Origin of the sequence: Spirillospora sp. NPDC048819 (assembly GCF_040650055.1) — a bacterium.
Classification (GTDB): domain Bacteria; phylum Actinomycetota; class Actinomycetes; order Streptosporangiales; family Streptosporangiaceae; genus Spirillospora.
In genome coordinates this window covers 111,776-126,527 of sequence record NZ_JBEZGN010000032.1, presented here as the reverse complement: position 1 = coordinate 126,527, position 14,752 = coordinate 111,776, and the positions used below count along the sequence as shown (strand labels likewise).

Below are 14,752 nucleotides of genomic sequence, written 5' to 3'. Positions count from 1 at the left end.
CTCGGCATCCCTCAACTCCCGCCAACCAACACCAGGCAGGAGACCCAGCAATGAACACCACAGTTGCCCGTTCACGCCAGGTGCAGATAAGCACCGCCGACTTCAAAATCCGCGTCATCGGCCGCTGGCTCAAAGCACACGGCGCCAGCCCTGCCAACCCCGCCACCATCGCCATCGGCATCAGCCTCGACGAAATCCACCGCGCCAACACCCGCCGCCACGAACCCTACGAACGCATCGTCTACCCACTCCTGGACCTGGGCATCCGCCGCACCGACTGCCCCCGCATCATCCGCTCCGCCGGCCTGCCCGTCCCACCCAAATCCGCCTGCTGGTTCTGCCCCTTCCACCGCCTCACCACCTGGCAAGACATGCGCCGCGAACAACCAGCCCTGTTCACCAAGGCCTGCCACCTCGAAGCCACCATCAACAAACGCCGCGCCACCCTCGACAAAGACCCCGTCTACCTCACCCGCTACAACGCCCCCCTCGCCGACGTCACCCCCACCGCCGACACCCTCCCCTTCGAGAACGGCGACGGCACCTGCGATAGCGGATGGTGCTTCACCTGACACTTCCGTCAGTCCCGGACGGCACACCATGGCAAGCACTCGCCCAAATCTCACAGGCGGCCTGACGTATCTCTGCACCGATGCGTTCGCGCACCCGACGTGGACGCCGCGACAGGCCAGAACATCCAACCTGGAGGCAGGATCATGGAAACCCTCAAGTCCTCGGACCTGGATGAACTTCCGACCGTCGTCAGCATCGTGACTGCAGCTCGAGCCCTTGGGCTCTCCCGCACGTATGCCTACGAACTCGCCAAGCGTGGCGATTTTCCGTGCCGAGTCATCCGGATCGGCGCGGCATACCGAGTACCTACTGCCGAGCTGCTCAAGCTGCTCGGCGTAGCCCGCCAGTAATCTGGACTCTCCTCCTGCCGATTTCGCTACGGGCCGGGGCAGCCTCTGCGTCCCGGCCCGAGGCATCTGTCAACCCCGGGGTTGACATTCACGGAGAGTGATGCTCTGATCGGTCTCCGTCATGGATCCGTCAGCAGACAAACCCCTGAGCCAAGAAGCCCCTCACGACCACGCCGTGCGTACGGTTGAGTGGCTCGCCACGCGCCTAGCCCGACTCGACCGACTCGACGCGATTGAGCGCGCCAAGGAGTGCGAAGTCCTTGCCGCATCCGGCCGAGCGTTGATCGGCGAACTGGCCGCCGTGCGTAGGGCCGCGCTGCTGGAAGCTCGCAACTCAGGCATGACGCTGACGGGTATCGCCGCCGAGCTTGACGTCAGCGTCCAGGCGATCTCGAGGGCGATCAAGAACGACCGTGGATCCGGACGATCCCGACCGAAGGAGGATGACGGGTGAAGGGACGTACCTTCAAGCGGTGTGGATGCCGCAACCCAGAGACCGGCAAGAAGTACCCAGAGGGCAAGTGCCCACAGCTCAAGAAGCGAAATCACGGTGCCTGGTGGTTTCGCTACGACGCACCACGTGGCGTGGACGGGAAGAGGCGCAGACCCTTAGTAGGTCCGTTCGCCAGTGAACGAGACGCGGACAATGCGCTGGCGGAGGAACTCGCGAAGGTTGGTCACGTAGGTCATGTGACCGATCGCTCCCTGACGGTCGGAACCTACCTCGAGAAACACTGGCTGCCAGGCAAAAGAAGCCTCGCCCGCTCAACCTACGCCGACTACGAGGAGATAGTTCATCTCTACCTGAAGCCGGCGCTCGGGCATCTACGCCTGGTGGACCTCCGTGACCGGGACGTCAACAACATGTACGAGGCGATCGCCCAAATCAACCGTCCGCTCCCCGACGGTAAGAAGCCCAGCGAAGTTCTGCGAAGGCTTACGGAGGTGAGAGCCGACTCCGCTAAGAAGCAGCATCCAGACGGTGAGCCGCGCCGAAAGAAGCAGACCAAGCCGATCTCTCCGGCCCGGATCAAGAAAATTCACGCCGTTCTCTCGTCTGCCATGGGTACCGCAGTCAAGACCAAGCGGCTGACCTACAACCCTGTGGAACACGTGGAGCTGCCCCGCGTAAAGGGGCGCCGGGCCAAGCCCATCGTCTGGACGTCCGCGCGGGTCCAGCATTGGCTTCAGACGGGCAAGGTACCTGGCCCCGTGATGGTCTGGACTCCCGCTCAAACGGGCGCGTTCCTCGACTTCGCAGCCGAGGAGCGCCTCTACGCCCTCTTCCACCTGGTCGCCTTCCGCGGACTGCGCCGCGGAGAAGTTGCGGGCCTTCCCTGGACGGACACCGACCTCGACGCCAGCGAGACACTCACCGTCCGGGAGACGCGTCCAGACGATGAGTACGACGACACCAAATCCGAAGCGGGCGAGCGTTCCGTGAGCCTCGATAAGACCACCCTCGCGGCGCTGCGCTCTTGGCGTACTCGCCAGAACAAGGAGGAGCTGGCAGCCGACGCCGATATCTGGGTGGCGTCGGGACGAGTGTTCACCCGCGAGGACGGTTCGCCGCTGCGGCCAGAGTGGATCTCCCAGCGCTTCGACGCCCTGATCGAACGCTACAACGCCGTCCGTAAGAGGTACTTCGAGGAGGACTGGCCCATCGAGCGCATCGCGCGGCGACACCGGATCAGCCAGGACGCGGCCATGGTCGCCATCGACAGCGGCCCTCTACCGCCGATCCGGTTCCACGACCTCCGGCACGGCGCGGCGACGCTCGGCCTGCTCGGCAAGGTCGACATGAAGGTGATCAGCGCGACGCTCGGTCACGCTCGGTCATCGTTCACGGCGGACACCTACACCTCGGTCCTGCCCGAGGTGGCCAAGGCCGCAGCCGAAGCGGTGGCCGCCGTGGTGCCGCTGCGACGTGATGGCCACACCATGGCCACACCAGACACCAAAAACGCCTCCGCCGAGGATGGTGGTCCTCAGCGGAGGCGCTGGTCAGAGGCGGAGGATCGGGGATTTGAACCCCGGATGGGCTTGCACCCAAACCGCATTAGCAGTGCGGCGCCATAGACCGGACTAGGCGAATCCTCCAGTAGCCATCAGGCGCAGACAGGCTACCGGTTCGGCGCGCCTACCGGCAAAGTCTGGCCCGTGGGTCTCAGCAGCATAGTCCGAGACGCCGTGGCTACGCTAAGACAATCGGCCGGACGTTGCGCTCCCGGGGCCGCAGGAGCGAGCCCAGCCGACGCTCAGCCCAGACGGAAGGCGTTGAAACCGCAGGCTTCGGCCAGGTCGTTGCCGTGCCGACGCATGGCGGCGGTGTCGGGCTGACGCGGGGTGGTGTTGCCGGAGCTCATGTCCCGCAACAGGGTCGCCGTCTCGTCCAGGTCGCCCGCGAACGCGACCGCGGCGGTCTCGACGTCGCCGCCGGCGCTCCGGCCCTCCGAGCGGATCGCGGACGCGGTGTCGGAGAACTTCCGAGCAGTAGCGTCGGCGCCGCCGGACGACGTCAGGCCGCTGGTGGAGAAGCTCCGCAGCTCCTTCTCGATGTTCTTGCAGGCGGTCTTCTTCTTACCTCCGGCGAGGGCGTCAACCGCCCCACAGCCTGTGGAACCGAGCATCAGGCCACCGACGGCGACGATGCCGACCAGCTTGGCGGCGGACATGCGCATGAGGATTCTCCTTCAGGGGGGTTGGGCTTCGAACGGAGTCAAACCTCGCAGGTCGCTCCCGACTCGATCACCCTTTTGGCGTACCTTCACCACAAAAAGTTCCGTGACTCAGGTCACACCTCCCGTCCGCGCGTCCTACCCGGAACCGATTCGCGGACGGGTCCGTGGAGCCGGTACAGTTGTCCCCGGCAGGCACCCGTAGCTCAACGGATAGAGCATCTGACTACGGATCAGAAGGTTAGGGGTTCGAATCCCTTCGGGTGCGCCCAGCACAGAGGCCCCTTCCGATCATGGAAGGGGCCTCTGTCATGTGCCATGGGAGCCACAGGGTTCGTCAAGCCCAGAAGAGAGCGCCGCTCATGGCCTCAGCCGCAGCGCGCTTGTCGTCGACGAGGAGATGCCCGTAGACGTCCTTCGTGATCAAGGGGCGGCGGCGCTCAGGCCGCTGCGCGGCCCCCGCGCCAGACCGCCCGGAGCGTGCGGCGTGGGCGCCGGTCTCCGGCGGCGCGCGCCCGGCCGCCGCATCGGCGACGCTCCCGCCTTGCCGCCCGGCTCACGGCAGTCACCAGGCCGCGCCGCCGTCCGGGACAATGGCCGCATGACCTGGCGATTCGGCAAGAGGCCTACAAGCCGCGCGTCACCACAAGAACTTGCTTCGCGAATCGCGGCCGCCACGACTTCCGAGCTGTTGGCAGCGCTCACGGGTCAAGATCCAAAGGAGCGTGAGCTAGCCGCCGCATACCTCGGCGACCAGCTCGTCATCGCATGTAAGGCCCAGGCCGGGACAGGCCCGATCGTGGATTCGCTCGTCGAAGCGCTCACACGAGAGAGCGACGCAGACGCGCAAGAGGAGATCGCCCACGCCCTTGCACACCTGGTGGAGTACGGCACCGTTCCCGCCAGCCTCGTTGAACCCTTGCAACAGCGTCTGCCGCGCCTCAGTCCAGGAGCGGCCGAGCATGTCCGGGACATTCTGAGGGACGCCGACTCCCGCAGTTGACGGGGTATAGGTCACCGGAAACCGCGTTGCTCGCCTCACGGGTGCCTGCGCAATTGGACAGCAGCCCGCTCATGCTGGCGCCGGTGGATGTCCCACATTGAGTTCGGTGCAGGTCAGCGGGCCACGCGGCGTTCAATTAGACAGGGTGATCAAGGGGCAGTCACGGTCACTTGCGGTACGAGCGGAGGCCAGTCAGCCGCTATGGCGGCCGGGATCGGTTTGATTCCCAAGCTGACAGCACGGGTTCGATTGCCGTGATCCACTCGTCCGGGCCGCCGAGAGCCTTGGGATCGCTCGCAGAGAGGGCTTTGCCCTCCGCAGGGCTGGTGCTGTTATCTCGACAGGCGCGAAGACCTTGCCATGACCGAGCGGCGGGTCAACATGTGGGCGGAGGCACCTGGGCAGATGGTTGTGGGAAGTCTTCGTTGTTTCCATCGAGCCAAGCAGTAAGCCGTTCGGCCAGGGTGCGGTCTTCAAGGAAGAGGCCATGTCGCAGGCAACATCCGTTGGGGTCCCAACCCCAGATCCGACCTTCCGTAGTGCTGTAGTCGACAAGGGACCAGATTGCGCAGCCCCAGGTCAGCAGTGGTACCACTGCGGGCGGGTGAACGAATCCACGTTCAGGGCCTCCTTCGATCCAGCTCAGATACACCTCGACGAGATGGCCGCTGTCGCTGAATTGATACGGGTCGTCGCCGGCCAGGGACAGTGCTTCTCCCCAGCGGCCGAATCCTCCGTCGGCGACCTCAAGGTAGATGCGCTTGAGTAGAACCGGCATGGGGTGACCGACCACTCCCTCGAGCTCGGCAACGGCTCCGGGAGGAGCCGGGGGCGGCAGGTCTGTGTGCTGTTCTCTGATCCTTGCGATGATCTCATCGTCGTCCACAGAGCCACAGCTATCAGCCATCTGAGGCGGTTGTTTCCCAGAGCCGTCGGAAAAGGGAGACTGAATTCGGACATGAGGGCCCTGCAGAGCTTGCACCGGAGCTAGACAAGGCTGTCTTGGCCGTGCCTTTAGCGAAGTGTGAGTCACGATGATCAAAAGCCCGCGCGATGCGCCCGTCTGCTACTGAGGCCGTTCCCGCGGGAGCCCCCTTCCGATCTTGGAAGGGGCCTCTGGCGTGCGCCATGGGAGCCATCTCGCTTGTCATGCCGCGTCCGCCTCATCTTCAAGGGGCGGCGGCGCTTGCGCTGCTGCGTCGCCCCGGCCAGGCTGCTCGGAGCGTGCGGCGCGGGCGCCGGTTTGCTGGACGGCTGCGCCGGGTCGCGCATCGCGGTGCCTCCGTCCCGCCCGCCGGCGGACGGAAGTCACGGAGTTCGCGCCGCCGCACCACTTGGCAGTGGCCTTGTGCTCGGTGTCAACCACTGCCATCGTGTGGCGCGTGTCCCGAGAGGATCGTCAGCGCCGGGTTCAGGAGCAGCGCGAAGCTGGGGGAGAGACGTTCACTGATGTTCTCCGGCGTGTGGCACGACGCCCGCCCTTGGCAGTCAAGGTGGTCGCCGTTGCGGCAATTACCTCTGCAATCGGCGTGGCAGTCTTTGAACCACCGTTCGTACTCTTGCCTCCGTCCCTCATCGGGGTTCCTTGGATGGCATGGCTGATCCAACGAAGTAGATAGCAGATCTGCGGCTGGGTGCTCGGATCGAGAGCCTTCAGCGGGGCTCTGACTTTGGGAAGCTGAGTCCGAGCCCGTGACGGTCGTCGGTGGTTGGTGGGATGCCTGAGCCTCCCGTCTGCCGCCGTCCCGATCAGGGATTTACCAGACCAGGGCCAAGGTGAAGGTCGTTCGGCCAGTGGGGCGCTCCACCTTTATCTCCTGGCCTCGGCAGTGTGGAGCGTGGGACGACGGCAGGCGGGAAGCTCAGCCGGACTACTGGGGGGCATGGTGGAGACTGCGGAGGAAGCCGAGCAGCGAGCCCGGGTGTTCTGGTCGATGCTGAGAGTCAGCACCGCGAAGCTTGCGATGGACGCGCAGGAGCAGACTCGCGACCCCAGCGTGGACGACTGCTTCATGTGGGAGGCCGGATATCCGGTTCTGTGGCGCAGTGAAGAAGCCGGGTGGGTCTCACCAGTGCTGCGCTCTCGTCTTGACGCCCTTGACCACCTATTGGCTCAGCTCAGCGACAACCCCGACGCATGGAGCGACGAAGCGATCACAGCGATGCCGCTATGGGAAGGTGCGCGCCGTGCGGCACTGGACTGTCTCACGCTCATGCCAGCAGCGCCATGGGATGCCGAGGCGTGACGGTCGTTTGACTGGCGGGGGAGAAACTGGCCCCAGTGCGTCGTAAGCCGTTCGGCGACGTGCACCGGGCCGTGACCGTGGTCGGGCATCGCTGCAGTCATCACGGTTGGTTCGGGGGTCGGTTGCGCGTGCGCTACTGGGGAATCCCGTGGTTCCCCCGACCTTCCGGACAGGTCCGTTCTACGTTACGGCTGCGGCTCCGAGTCGTGCTGGATAGGGCTGTTTGATCAAGAGGGCTTAGCATCGGCCTGCTCGTGTCAGATCCGCTGTGCGAAATGGGTCCCACACATGTTCAAGAGAGCCTGCCTTTCAGTCATCGTTGTCGTCCTGGGCGTCACCGGTTGCACGGGGAAGAGCCAGGAGAAGACAGCGGCGGCCACAACCGAGCCCCCGTCCCCTGCCGCGAGTCCGGCGGGGGCAAGCGCGTGTACTACCGACAATGGTGACCAGAGCATCCCCAGTACCGCGCCGAGGCAGGTGCACTGGGAGCGCTTCGAAGGCGTTGCGGTGCCGTTCTCGCCGATAGTTGGGCCACTGGATGTCCAGGGCGATATCGCGCGCTGCTACCAGCACTCGCCGCGCGGAGCCCTGATCGCCGCGGTGCAGATCAGCGTGCGGCTTGACCGGTCGACACGATGGCAGACGATCTTGGGACAGCAGGCCGTGACGGGAGAGGGCAAGGCGGCCTATGCGCGGGTGCGTGCTGCCGGCCAGGTCGTACCCGCCAGGAAGGCGGCACAGATTGCGGGCTTCCGAATCGTCACCTACACGCCTCAGACCGCGGTGGTTGAAACGGTGTCGCGTGACCCGGCGCGCGGCGGCCGTACGGCCAGGACCATGACCGTGAAGTGGGAGGGCGACTGGAAGCTCGCGCCAACCCGAGAGGGATCCACAGGCTCGGCGCCTCAGAACGTTGACTCGCTCTCCGGATTTGTCTTCCGGGGTGGCTTCTGACCCTACGAGAACTTCGGGAGCCACGTTTGATAGATGATCTTGGATTGGGGTGAGGGGTTCGGACGGGGTGCAGGTCAAGGTGCTGAGGGCAACCGGGCAGCGTGGGGTGATGACTTTGGATCAGTCGTTGTCGCGCGAAATCAAGGTGGTGGACACGACGTCGCTCCTCGGGTTGGAGGGGGTCGCGTTGGAGGTGGGCCTCAGCCAGCGGCTTCCGGTTGGGTGGGTCGTCGAGAATGCCGGTTGGGGGTGTGGTGGGTTGAAGGGCCCTTCCGGTCTCGGGGGACTGTTGTCGTCTCGGGGGTCAGGTGGGGGGTGTTGGGAGGGTTATGCGGACTGTTGTTCCCTTGGACGGGGTGGAGAGCAGTTCTGCGCGGCCGCCGTGGGCGGCGGCTATGGCGGCGACGATGGGGAGGCCTAGGCCGGTTCCGGTGGTGCTCTGGCCGGCGCGGTGGAAGCGTTCGAAGGCGCGGGCGGCGTCGGGGGCGGACATGCCCGGGCCTTCGTCGTGGACTTCGATGACGCCTGGTGCGAGGCGGATGGTCGCCGGGGTTCCGGGGGGTGTGTGGGCGCGGACGTTGGCCAGGAGGTTGGTGAAGACCTGACGGATGCGGGCCTCGTCGACGTGAGCGATGAGGGTTTCCGGGGCGTCGAGTTCTATGGGGCGGTCGGGGGCCGTGGCGGTCGCGTCGGCGACGGCGTCGTGGGCCAGGACGACCAGGTCTGTGGGGACGGGTTCCAGGGACGCCTCGCGGTCCAGGCGGGCCAGTTCGAGGAGGTCGGTGACCAGGCGGTTCATGCGGCGCGCCTCGTCCTCGATGCGGCGCATGGCGTCGGGCAGCTCGCCGGGGCCGAGGGCGCCGTGGCGGTACAGCTCCGCGTAGCCCTGGATGGCGGTGAGGGGGGTGCGGAGTTCGTGGGAGGCGTCGGCGGCGAAGGCGCGGACGCGGGCCTCGGAGCGGCTGCGGGCCCAGAACGCCTGCTCGATGCGTTCCAGCATCACGTTGATGGCGGCGGCGAGGCGGGCGGTTTCTGCGCGGTGGCCGGGGTCGGGCATGCGGGCGCGCAGGTCGCCGCCGGCGGTGATGGCGTCGGCGGTGGCGGCCATCCGGTCGAGCGGGCGCAGGCCGCGGCCGATCAGCCTGCGTCCGAGCAGGGCGAGCACCGCGATGAGGACGATGCCGGTGGCGACTTCGGAGAGCACCAGGTTGCGGACGGCCGAGTGGATCTCGCCGAGGGGGGACGCCACGATGATGACGCTGTTGCGTCTGGGGCGGGCCACGGCGCGCAGGCCGGGGAGGGAGAACGGTTCGCGTGTGCGGGCGTAGGCGTCTAGATCGGTGCGGGGGAGGCGTTCCACCTCGGTGACGGCCTGTTCGGGGTTCGGTGCGTCGCCGCTTAGGACGCGGACCTGGTTCGCGGGGCCGACGACCAGCACCACGAACTGGGCTGGGGCGACGCCTCGTTCGGGCAGTCCGGGACGGAGGAGGCGGGATACGGCGCGGTCCGGGACGGCTTGGAGCTGTTCGTCCACCCGGTGCATCAGGTAGCCGTTCAGGACGAGGGCGCTCACCAGGCCCATGACCGCCAGGCCCGCGAGGGTGATGGCGAGGAGGCCGGTGAGCAGCCGGGCGTTGAGCGTCATGGCCGCAACGCGTAGCCGACCCCGCGCTGGGTGTGGATGAGGGGGGTGCCGAGCGGGTCGAGTTTGCGGCGCAGGTAGCTGATGTAGGTCTCAACGACCTGGGGGCTGCCGTGGTCCCAGCCCCACACGCCCTCCAGGAGCTGGGCGCGCGACAGGACGCGGCCCGCGTGGCGCATCAGGTAGGCCAGCAGGCGGAACTCGGTCGGGGACAGGTCCACGTCGACGCCGCCGCGACGGACCGTCCAGTGCGCCTCGTCCAGTTCCAGGTCGGCGACGCGCAGCACGGTGTCGGACGGGGGCGGGGCGGTCCGGCGCAGGACGGCCCGCACCCGCGCGATCAGGGCCTCGATGGAGAACGGTTTGCTGACGTAGTCGTCGCCGCCGAGTGTGAGCCCGGTGACGGTGTCGGACGGGGTGTCCCGCGCGGTCAGGAAGATCACCGGGACCTGGTCGCCGTCGGCGCGCAGGCGCCGGCACACTTCGAAGCCGTCCACGTCGGGCAGCATGACGTCGAGCAGGATGAGGTCGGGCCGCTCGCCGGCGGCGGCGCGCAACGCCTTGTCGCCGGTTTCGGCGGTGACGGTCGTGAAGCCGTGGAAGCGCAGCGCGACCTCGATCAGGTCACGGATGTTGGCCTCGTCGTCCACGACGAGGACCCGCATGCCCTCGCTCATCGGCTCCCGCGCATCGTCGTCCCGTGCTCTGAAAGTACCGCGCCTGTGAGCCGCCGGGCCGGTCAGTCGGCCTTCCGGACCCGGATGACCTTCGCGGTGCGGGTGTCGCCGGAGCGTTCGCCCACGACGATGATCTTGTCGCCGTCGGCGAGGTCCTTGACGGCGGCCTTCTCGCGGTCCTTGCGGACGCGGGTGTCGGCGTTGGTCGTCCACGTCCAGGAGACGCCGTCGGCGCTCTTGACGGTCAGCGTCGCCGACGACAGGGCGGTGATCTCGCCGCGCTGCCAGGTGGCGAGGCGGAAGCCGTCGTCGCGTTGGACGGTGGCCTCGCCGTGGACGCCGTGCCCGCCCCAGCGGTGACCGCGCAGGCCGTGGCCCCGCCGCGACGGGCCGTTTTCGCCGGGACGGTCCCAGCGGGGATGCTTCGGCTCGGCCTTGGGGGACGCGGACGGTGACGGGTCGGCGGCGAGGGCGGGGACGGCCAGGTAGAGGCCTGCGCCGAGGAGGGCCGCGACGCCCACGCCGGCGGCGACGGTCGTGTGTCTGGTTCGCATGGAGATCATCTAACCCGGGGCCGCTGGCATAAGTCCGCGCGGATCCTGGGAGATCCCTGGGAATCGCCTTCAGCGCAGGCCGTCGAGCATGGCGCCGATCAGGCGGACGGCCTCGTCGCGGGCCTGCGGCGGGTCGTCGGCGTCGGCGATGGAGAGGGCCAGTTCGGTCAGCGCGCCGTAGAACGCGGCCGTGGTGAGGGCGATGGGGTGGGGGCCGGCGCCGCCGAGGAGCGCGGTGAGGCGGTCGGTGAGGATGGTGCCGAGGTAGCGCTGGTCGAGCTCGCGCCAGCGTTGCCAGCCGAGCGCGATCGGGCCCTGGAGCAGGACGATCTCGCGGTAGTCGGGGTCGGAGCAGATCTCCAGGAAGGTGCGGACGCCCTCGGCGGCCATGGCGCGGGGGGTGTTCTCGCGCTCCATCGCGACGGTGATCCGGGCGGCGGCCTGGGCTTCGAGGTCTTCGAAGACGGCCTCGAAGAGGCCCTGCTTCCCGGCGAAGTGGTGGTAGAGGGCCCCGCGGGTGAGCCCGGCGGCGCGGACGATCTCTTCGGCGGAGGCGCCGGTGAAGCCGCGTTCGGCGAAGAATCGGCGGCCGGTGTCGAGGAGGGCGGCGCGGGTGCTTTCGACATAACCCTGCCGCCGGTTCTTGACCTGCTCCATTCGGTATGTGTAACACATACATGATGTATGTCGGATGCTGTCTGCATGAAGGAGCGGTGACATGGTCGATGTCGCGATCGTCGGTGCCGGGACGGCGGGGCTGGTCGCCGCCCGCGATCTCGTCCGGGACGGGCACGAGGTGGTCGTCCTGGAGGCCCGGGACCGGGTCGGCGGACGGCTGCTGAACGGGGAACTGCCGGGCGGTGAGCCGATCGAGGTCGGCGGCCAGTGGGTCGGGCCCGGCCAGGACGGAGTGCTCGCCCTGATCGGCGAACTCGGGCTGTCCACCTACCCGACCTATGACCAGGGGAAGCACATCGCCGAGATCGGCAGGACGCGCGGCGAGTACACCGGCCGCATCCCCCGCCTCTCGCCGGTCACGCTCGCCGACATTGCGCAGGGGCAGGTGCGCGTCGAGCGGATGATGCGCGCGATCCCGGCGGACGCGCCGTGGACCGCCCGGCACGCGGCGCGGCTCGACGCCCAGACGTTCGAGACGTGGATCCGCCGGAACCTGCATACGGGAGGCGGCCGCGCGTTCATGCGGCTGATCACGCAGGCGGTCTTCTCTGCCGGGGCCGAGGACATGTCCGCGCTGTGGGCGGGCTTCTACATGGCCGCCGCCGGTGGCCTTGACCCGCTGATCGACACGACCGGCGGCGCCCAGCAGGACCGGGTCTCCGGCGGGTCCCAGCGGATCGCGCTCGCGCTGGCCGACGAACTGGGCGACCGCGTCTCGCTGGACTCCCCGGTCACCGAGATCGACTGGGCGGACGACTCCGTGCGGCTCCGCACGCCGGCCGGGGAGATCCGGGCCCGCCGCGCGATCGTCGCCGTCCCGCCGCCGCTGGCCGGACGCATCCGCTACACCCCAGGGCTGCCCGGCGACCGGGACCAGCTCGTCCAGCGGATGCCGATGGGACGCGTCATCAAGGTCAACGTCGTGTACGACGAGCCGTTCTGGCGGGAGGACGGGTTCAGCGGCCAGGTCACCAGCGCGCGGCGTCCGTTCGGCATCACGTTCGACAACACGCCGGAGAGCGGCGCGCCGGGCGTGCTGGTCGGGTTCCTGGAGGGACGGCACGCCGACATCGCCGCCCGGCTGACCGCCGGGGAGCGCCGCGCCCAGGTTCTCGCCGACCTCGCCGGATACTTCGGGCCGCGGGCGGGGAAGCCGGTCGCGTACATCGAGCGGGACTGGGCCGAGGAGGAGTACTCGCGCGGCTGCTACGGCGCGTTCGCCGCGCCCGGGACACTGACCCGTTTCGGCCCGGCGCTGCGCGAACCCGTAGGGCCGCTGCACTGGGCCGGTACCGAGACGGCGACCAGGTGGGCCGGATACATCGACGGCGCCGTCGAATCAGGCCGGCGCGCCGCCCGCGAGGCCCGGCTCGAAAAGCCCTCCTGATCGCGGGCCGATCGAGCGCCAAGGAGCTTCGACCTGCACTGACGGCAACCTTCAATGGCGATGTGATCTCCGGGTTCCGGGCGAGCGGACGGCTGCCCCTGCAGCCGCCTGGGACGCGGCGAGCACCTCGACGGGACGCCCGTGTTCGGCTGAGCGCCGGGTCTGACCGACTTCTCAACCCGGCTGTTACCGGCCGCTGCGCACAATTCGGGTGGGAGGTGCCCGTGCGAACGGTGGACCGTGACCACTACGACGGCCTTCTGCGGCTCGCGTACCTGGTGCTGGACGACGGCGACGCCCCGCTCACGCACGCGCGCCGGATCGCGGCCCGCGCGGCCCGGGTGCGGCGCGGCGGGTACCCGGCCATGCGGGCGCGGCTCGTCGCGATCCTGCTCAGCGACCCGCCTGCGGGGCGGTTCCGGCTGCGCCGGTTGCTGATCGAGCCCGCGTCGGCCCCGTCGGCGCCCGTCCGGGCGGCCTTGCTGGAGCTGTCGCCGCGTGAGCGGCTGGTGTTCCTGCTGCGCCGCGACGGTCTCACCGCACCCGAGGTCGCCGCCGAGCTGGGCGTCCATGTCGAAATGGACTTCCGTGAGGTGGACCGGGTCGTCGCCGTGGTGGACGCCCGGACGGGGTTGGACGAGGCCGCTCAGCGGGCCGAGATCGAGGCGTTCGAGCCCGACCTTGTCCGCCTGCGCCCGCCGCCCGCGACCCGGCCCGCCTGGCGCGCTGCCGTGGCGGCCGCGCTGGTGGTGCCGGTGGTGGTGGCCGGGTTCGTCGTCGCCAGGCCGGGCGAGGGGCCCGGCGTGCCGGGCGCCGTCGACCCGCGCGCGTGGCGGGCGACCGGGACGCCGACCATCGACCAGTGGCCCGCCCAGGGCGGGCTGCGCGACGATGCGCGGCTGCTGCGCCGGGCCGCCGGCGCCTGGCGGGACCATCACCGCCACCCGCCGCTGGGCCGCGTCGTCGTCCTGTACGCCGGGACGGTGGACGGTGCGTCCCTGGTGGTGCTGCGCGATTCTCCCGGCCCGCAGGACACGCCCAGCGTGGCGCAGTACTTCGAGCGGCGCCTGTCGCGCGGGGTGGAGTCGGTTCGCAAGCTCGGGACGGGCGACGGGCAGCTCATCATGCTGGGCATGACGTGGCGCTACCTCGTCCCGCCCTGGCTGCGGGACGTGCGGGCGGCGGTGCCGTCGGGGCGCTCCGCGGACTGGCGGCCGGTGGTGGTCCGGGACGGGCTCAGCGATCGGCTGCCGTGGCACTGGTTCACGCGGCGCTGCCAGAACTACGTGGTGTTCCAGATGACGTTCCGGCCGGCCGGCGGCGGGTCGCCGCGGACGGTGACGCAACTGGCCTCGCACGACCCGCATGCGGCGGCGCCGCGGGTGCGGTTCGGTGACCCGCCCGAGCGGGTGCAGCGGTTCCGCTGGGCGGCGCTGCACGCGGTGGCCTGCCAGGCGGCGGCGACGCTGAGCGAGTCGGGGGATCTGACGCTGGGCCACCTGTGGAGCGGCGAGCTGCCCGACGGAGGCGGCCGGGCGACGCTGCTGACGGTGGACGTCGCGGCGCCGTGGGCCGTCCCGGGAACCTCGATCTTGATCTCCGACGGCGGGCGGGCGCTGTCGGAGCGCGGCGGGACCAACAGCCACACCATCTCGTCCGCCGCCACCGTGGCCGCCGCCGTGTGGTGGCGCTCGCCCCGGCGCTGGCATCTGGTGGCGGCGGCCGGTCCGGACATCACGCGCCTCGAAACGGTCGGCGAGCTCGGCTCCCACGAGAAGGCGCCGGACCGGCCGGGCGGCACGCCCCTGCTGGTCGTGCCCGGCCCCCGCACCAACGGCACACCCACCGAGCGGGCCCGCCTCCCGGTCGTCCACGTCGTGGCCTACGAGACCGACGGAGACCGCACGATCATCAGCCCTTCATGACACCCCCGCAGGCCGCAAGCTGCTCTACACCACGGATGAAATCGTCAAGGTGTATGGGCCCGTTTCCCGGCTGTTCCTCCCCCCT

At 68.9% G+C, this 14,752-nt stretch carries 14 protein-coding genes, 2 tRNA genes and 1 pseudogene; 10 read left to right on the top strand and 7 right to left on the bottom strand.

Features of this window, described 5'->3' with window-relative positions:
* Window positions 1–50: 50 nt before the first annotated feature.
* The 4 genes and pseudogenes from AB0C35_RS33600 to AB0C35_RS33585 form a co-directional block, all read left to right on the top strand.
* Complete coding sequence (locus AB0C35_RS33600; protein ID WP_358464979.1) at window positions 51–572, top strand: hypothetical protein; 522 nt, start codon at window positions 51–53, stop codon at window positions 570–572.
* A gap of 144 nt (window positions 573–716) precedes the next feature.
* Window positions 717–923: a helix-turn-helix domain-containing protein gene (locus AB0C35_RS33595; protein ID WP_358464976.1), complete on the top strand. Its 207-nt coding sequence runs from the start codon at window positions 717–719 to the stop codon at window positions 921–923.
* Window positions 924–1,098: 175 nt separating this feature from the next.
* Window positions 1,099–1,377: a hypothetical protein gene (locus tag AB0C35_RS33590; RefSeq protein ID WP_358464974.1), complete on the top strand. Its 279-nt coding sequence runs from the start codon at window positions 1,099–1,101 to the stop codon at window positions 1,375–1,377.
* A 410-nt stretch (window positions 1,378–1,787) separates the two neighbouring features.
* Window positions 1,788–2,783 (top strand): annotated as a pseudogene (locus AB0C35_RS33585) (site-specific integrase); the annotation flags it as partial.
* A 151-nt stretch (window positions 2,784–2,934) separates the two neighbouring features.
* Here the strand turns inward: AB0C35_RS33585 and AB0C35_RS33580 are convergent.
* Together AB0C35_RS33580 and AB0C35_RS33575 are read right to left on the bottom strand one after the other, a co-directional pair.
* Window positions 2,935–3,023, bottom strand: a tRNA-Ser gene (locus tag AB0C35_RS33580).
* A gap of 158 nt (window positions 3,024–3,181) precedes the next feature.
* Window positions 3,182–3,604 carry a hypothetical protein gene (locus tag AB0C35_RS33575; RefSeq protein WP_358464972.1) on the bottom strand — a complete coding sequence of 141 codons (423 nt, stop codon included), beginning with the start codon at window positions 3,602–3,604 and terminating at the stop codon, window positions 3,182–3,184.
* 192 nt (window positions 3,605–3,796) lie between these two features.
* On the opposite strand from AB0C35_RS33575, the gene AB0C35_RS33570 reads away from it, so the two are divergent.
* Window positions 3,797–3,869: transfer RNA gene (locus AB0C35_RS33570), tRNA-Arg, on the top strand.
* A gap of 333 nt (window positions 3,870–4,202) precedes the next feature.
* Window positions 4,203–4,604, top strand: coding sequence for a hypothetical protein (locus AB0C35_RS33565; protein WP_358464969.1), 402 nt, complete (start codon window positions 4,203–4,205; stop codon window positions 4,602–4,604).
* A gap of 376 nt (window positions 4,605–4,980) precedes the next feature.
* Here the strand turns inward: AB0C35_RS33565 and AB0C35_RS33560 are convergent, their stop codons facing one another.
* Window positions 4,981–5,490 (bottom strand): hypothetical protein, encoded by a 510-nt coding sequence (locus AB0C35_RS33560; RefSeq protein ID WP_358464967.1) that lies wholly within the window; start codon window positions 5,488–5,490, stop codon window positions 4,981–4,983.
* Between the two features lie 997 nt (window positions 5,491–6,487).
* Between AB0C35_RS33560 and AB0C35_RS33555 the strand changes: the two genes are divergently transcribed.
* Both AB0C35_RS33555 and AB0C35_RS33550 read left to right on the top strand, forming a co-directional pair.
* Window positions 6,488–6,850, top strand: a complete 363-nt coding sequence (locus AB0C35_RS33555) for a hypothetical protein (protein ID WP_358464965.1) — start codon at window positions 6,488–6,490, stop codon at window positions 6,848–6,850.
* A gap of 477 nt (window positions 6,851–7,327) precedes the next feature.
* On the top strand, window positions 7,328–7,804 hold the full coding sequence (locus AB0C35_RS33550; protein WP_358464963.1) for a hypothetical protein: 477 nt from the start codon (window positions 7,328–7,330) through the stop codon (window positions 7,802–7,804).
* Between the two features lie 304 nt (window positions 7,805–8,108).
* Here AB0C35_RS33550 and AB0C35_RS33545 read toward each other — a convergent pair whose 3' ends face one another.
* From AB0C35_RS33545 to AB0C35_RS33530, 4 genes are all read right to left on the bottom strand, one after another.
* Complete coding sequence (locus tag AB0C35_RS33545; protein WP_358464961.1) at window positions 8,109–9,449, bottom strand: HAMP domain-containing sensor histidine kinase; 1,341 nt, start codon at window positions 9,447–9,449, stop codon at window positions 8,109–8,111.
* Complete coding sequence (locus AB0C35_RS33540) at window positions 9,446–10,123, bottom strand: response regulator transcription factor (RefSeq protein WP_358464959.1); 678 nt, start codon at window positions 10,121–10,123, stop codon at window positions 9,446–9,448. Before AB0C35_RS33540 ends, AB0C35_RS33545 begins: the two co-directional genes overlap by 4 nt.
* 62 nt (window positions 10,124–10,185) lie before the next feature.
* Entirely contained in the window at window positions 10,186–10,677 is a 492-nt protein-coding gene (locus AB0C35_RS33535; RefSeq protein WP_358464956.1) for a DUF5666 domain-containing protein, read from the bottom strand.
* A gap of 69 nt (window positions 10,678–10,746) precedes the next feature.
* Window positions 10,747–11,334: a helix-turn-helix domain-containing protein gene (locus AB0C35_RS33530; RefSeq protein WP_358464954.1), complete on the bottom strand. Its 588-nt coding sequence runs from the start codon at window positions 11,332–11,334 to the stop codon at window positions 10,747–10,749.
* A gap of 61 nt (window positions 11,335–11,395) precedes the next feature.
* Here AB0C35_RS33530 and AB0C35_RS33525 point away from each other — a divergent pair, with 61 nt between their 5' ends.
* Window positions 11,396–12,742, top strand: a complete 1,347-nt coding sequence (locus AB0C35_RS33525) for a flavin monoamine oxidase family protein (protein ID WP_358464951.1) — start codon at window positions 11,396–11,398, stop codon at window positions 12,740–12,742.
* Window positions 12,743–12,966: 224 nt separating this feature from the next.
* Entirely contained in the window at window positions 12,967–14,667 is a 1,701-nt protein-coding gene (locus tag AB0C35_RS33520) for a sigma-70 region 4 domain-containing protein (RefSeq protein WP_358464948.1), read from the top strand.
* Window positions 14,668–14,752 lie beyond the last annotated feature (85 nt).

Excerpts from the sequence above, each read along its gene's own strand:
- AB0C35_RS33600 (WP_358464979.1), top strand. The coding sequence starts at position 51 with ATGAACACCACAGTTGCCCGTTCACGCCAGGTGCAGATAAGCACCGCC.
- AB0C35_RS33555 (WP_358464965.1), top strand. The coding sequence starts at position 6,488 with ATGGTGGAGACTGCGGAGGAAGCCGAGCAGCGAGCCCGGGTGTTCTGG.
- AB0C35_RS33595 (WP_358464976.1), top strand. The coding sequence starts at position 717 with ATGGAAACCCTCAAGTCCTCGGACCTGGATGAACTTCCGACCGTCGTC.
- AB0C35_RS33530 (WP_358464954.1), bottom strand. The coding sequence starts at position 11,334 with ATGGAGCAGGTCAAGAACCGGCGGCAGGGTTATGTCGAAAGCACCCGC.
- AB0C35_RS33525 (WP_358464951.1), top strand. The coding sequence starts at position 11,396 with ATGGTCGATGTCGCGATCGTCGGTGCCGGGACGGCGGGGCTGGTCGCC.
- AB0C35_RS33540 (WP_358464959.1), bottom strand. The coding sequence starts at position 10,123 with ATGAGCGAGGGCATGCGGGTCCTCGTCGTGGACGACGAGGCCAACATC.
- AB0C35_RS33565 (WP_358464969.1), top strand. The coding sequence starts at position 4,203 with ATGACCTGGCGATTCGGCAAGAGGCCTACAAGCCGCGCGTCACCACAA.
- AB0C35_RS33535 (WP_358464956.1), bottom strand. The coding sequence starts at position 10,677 with ATGCGAACCAGACACACGACCGTCGCCGCCGGCGTGGGCGTCGCGGCC.
- AB0C35_RS33575 (WP_358464972.1), bottom strand. The coding sequence starts at position 3,604 with ATGCGCATGTCCGCCGCCAAGCTGGTCGGCATCGTCGCCGTCGGTGGC.
- AB0C35_RS33545 (WP_358464961.1), bottom strand. The coding sequence starts at position 9,449 with ATGACGCTCAACGCCCGGCTGCTCACCGGCCTCCTCGCCATCACCCTC.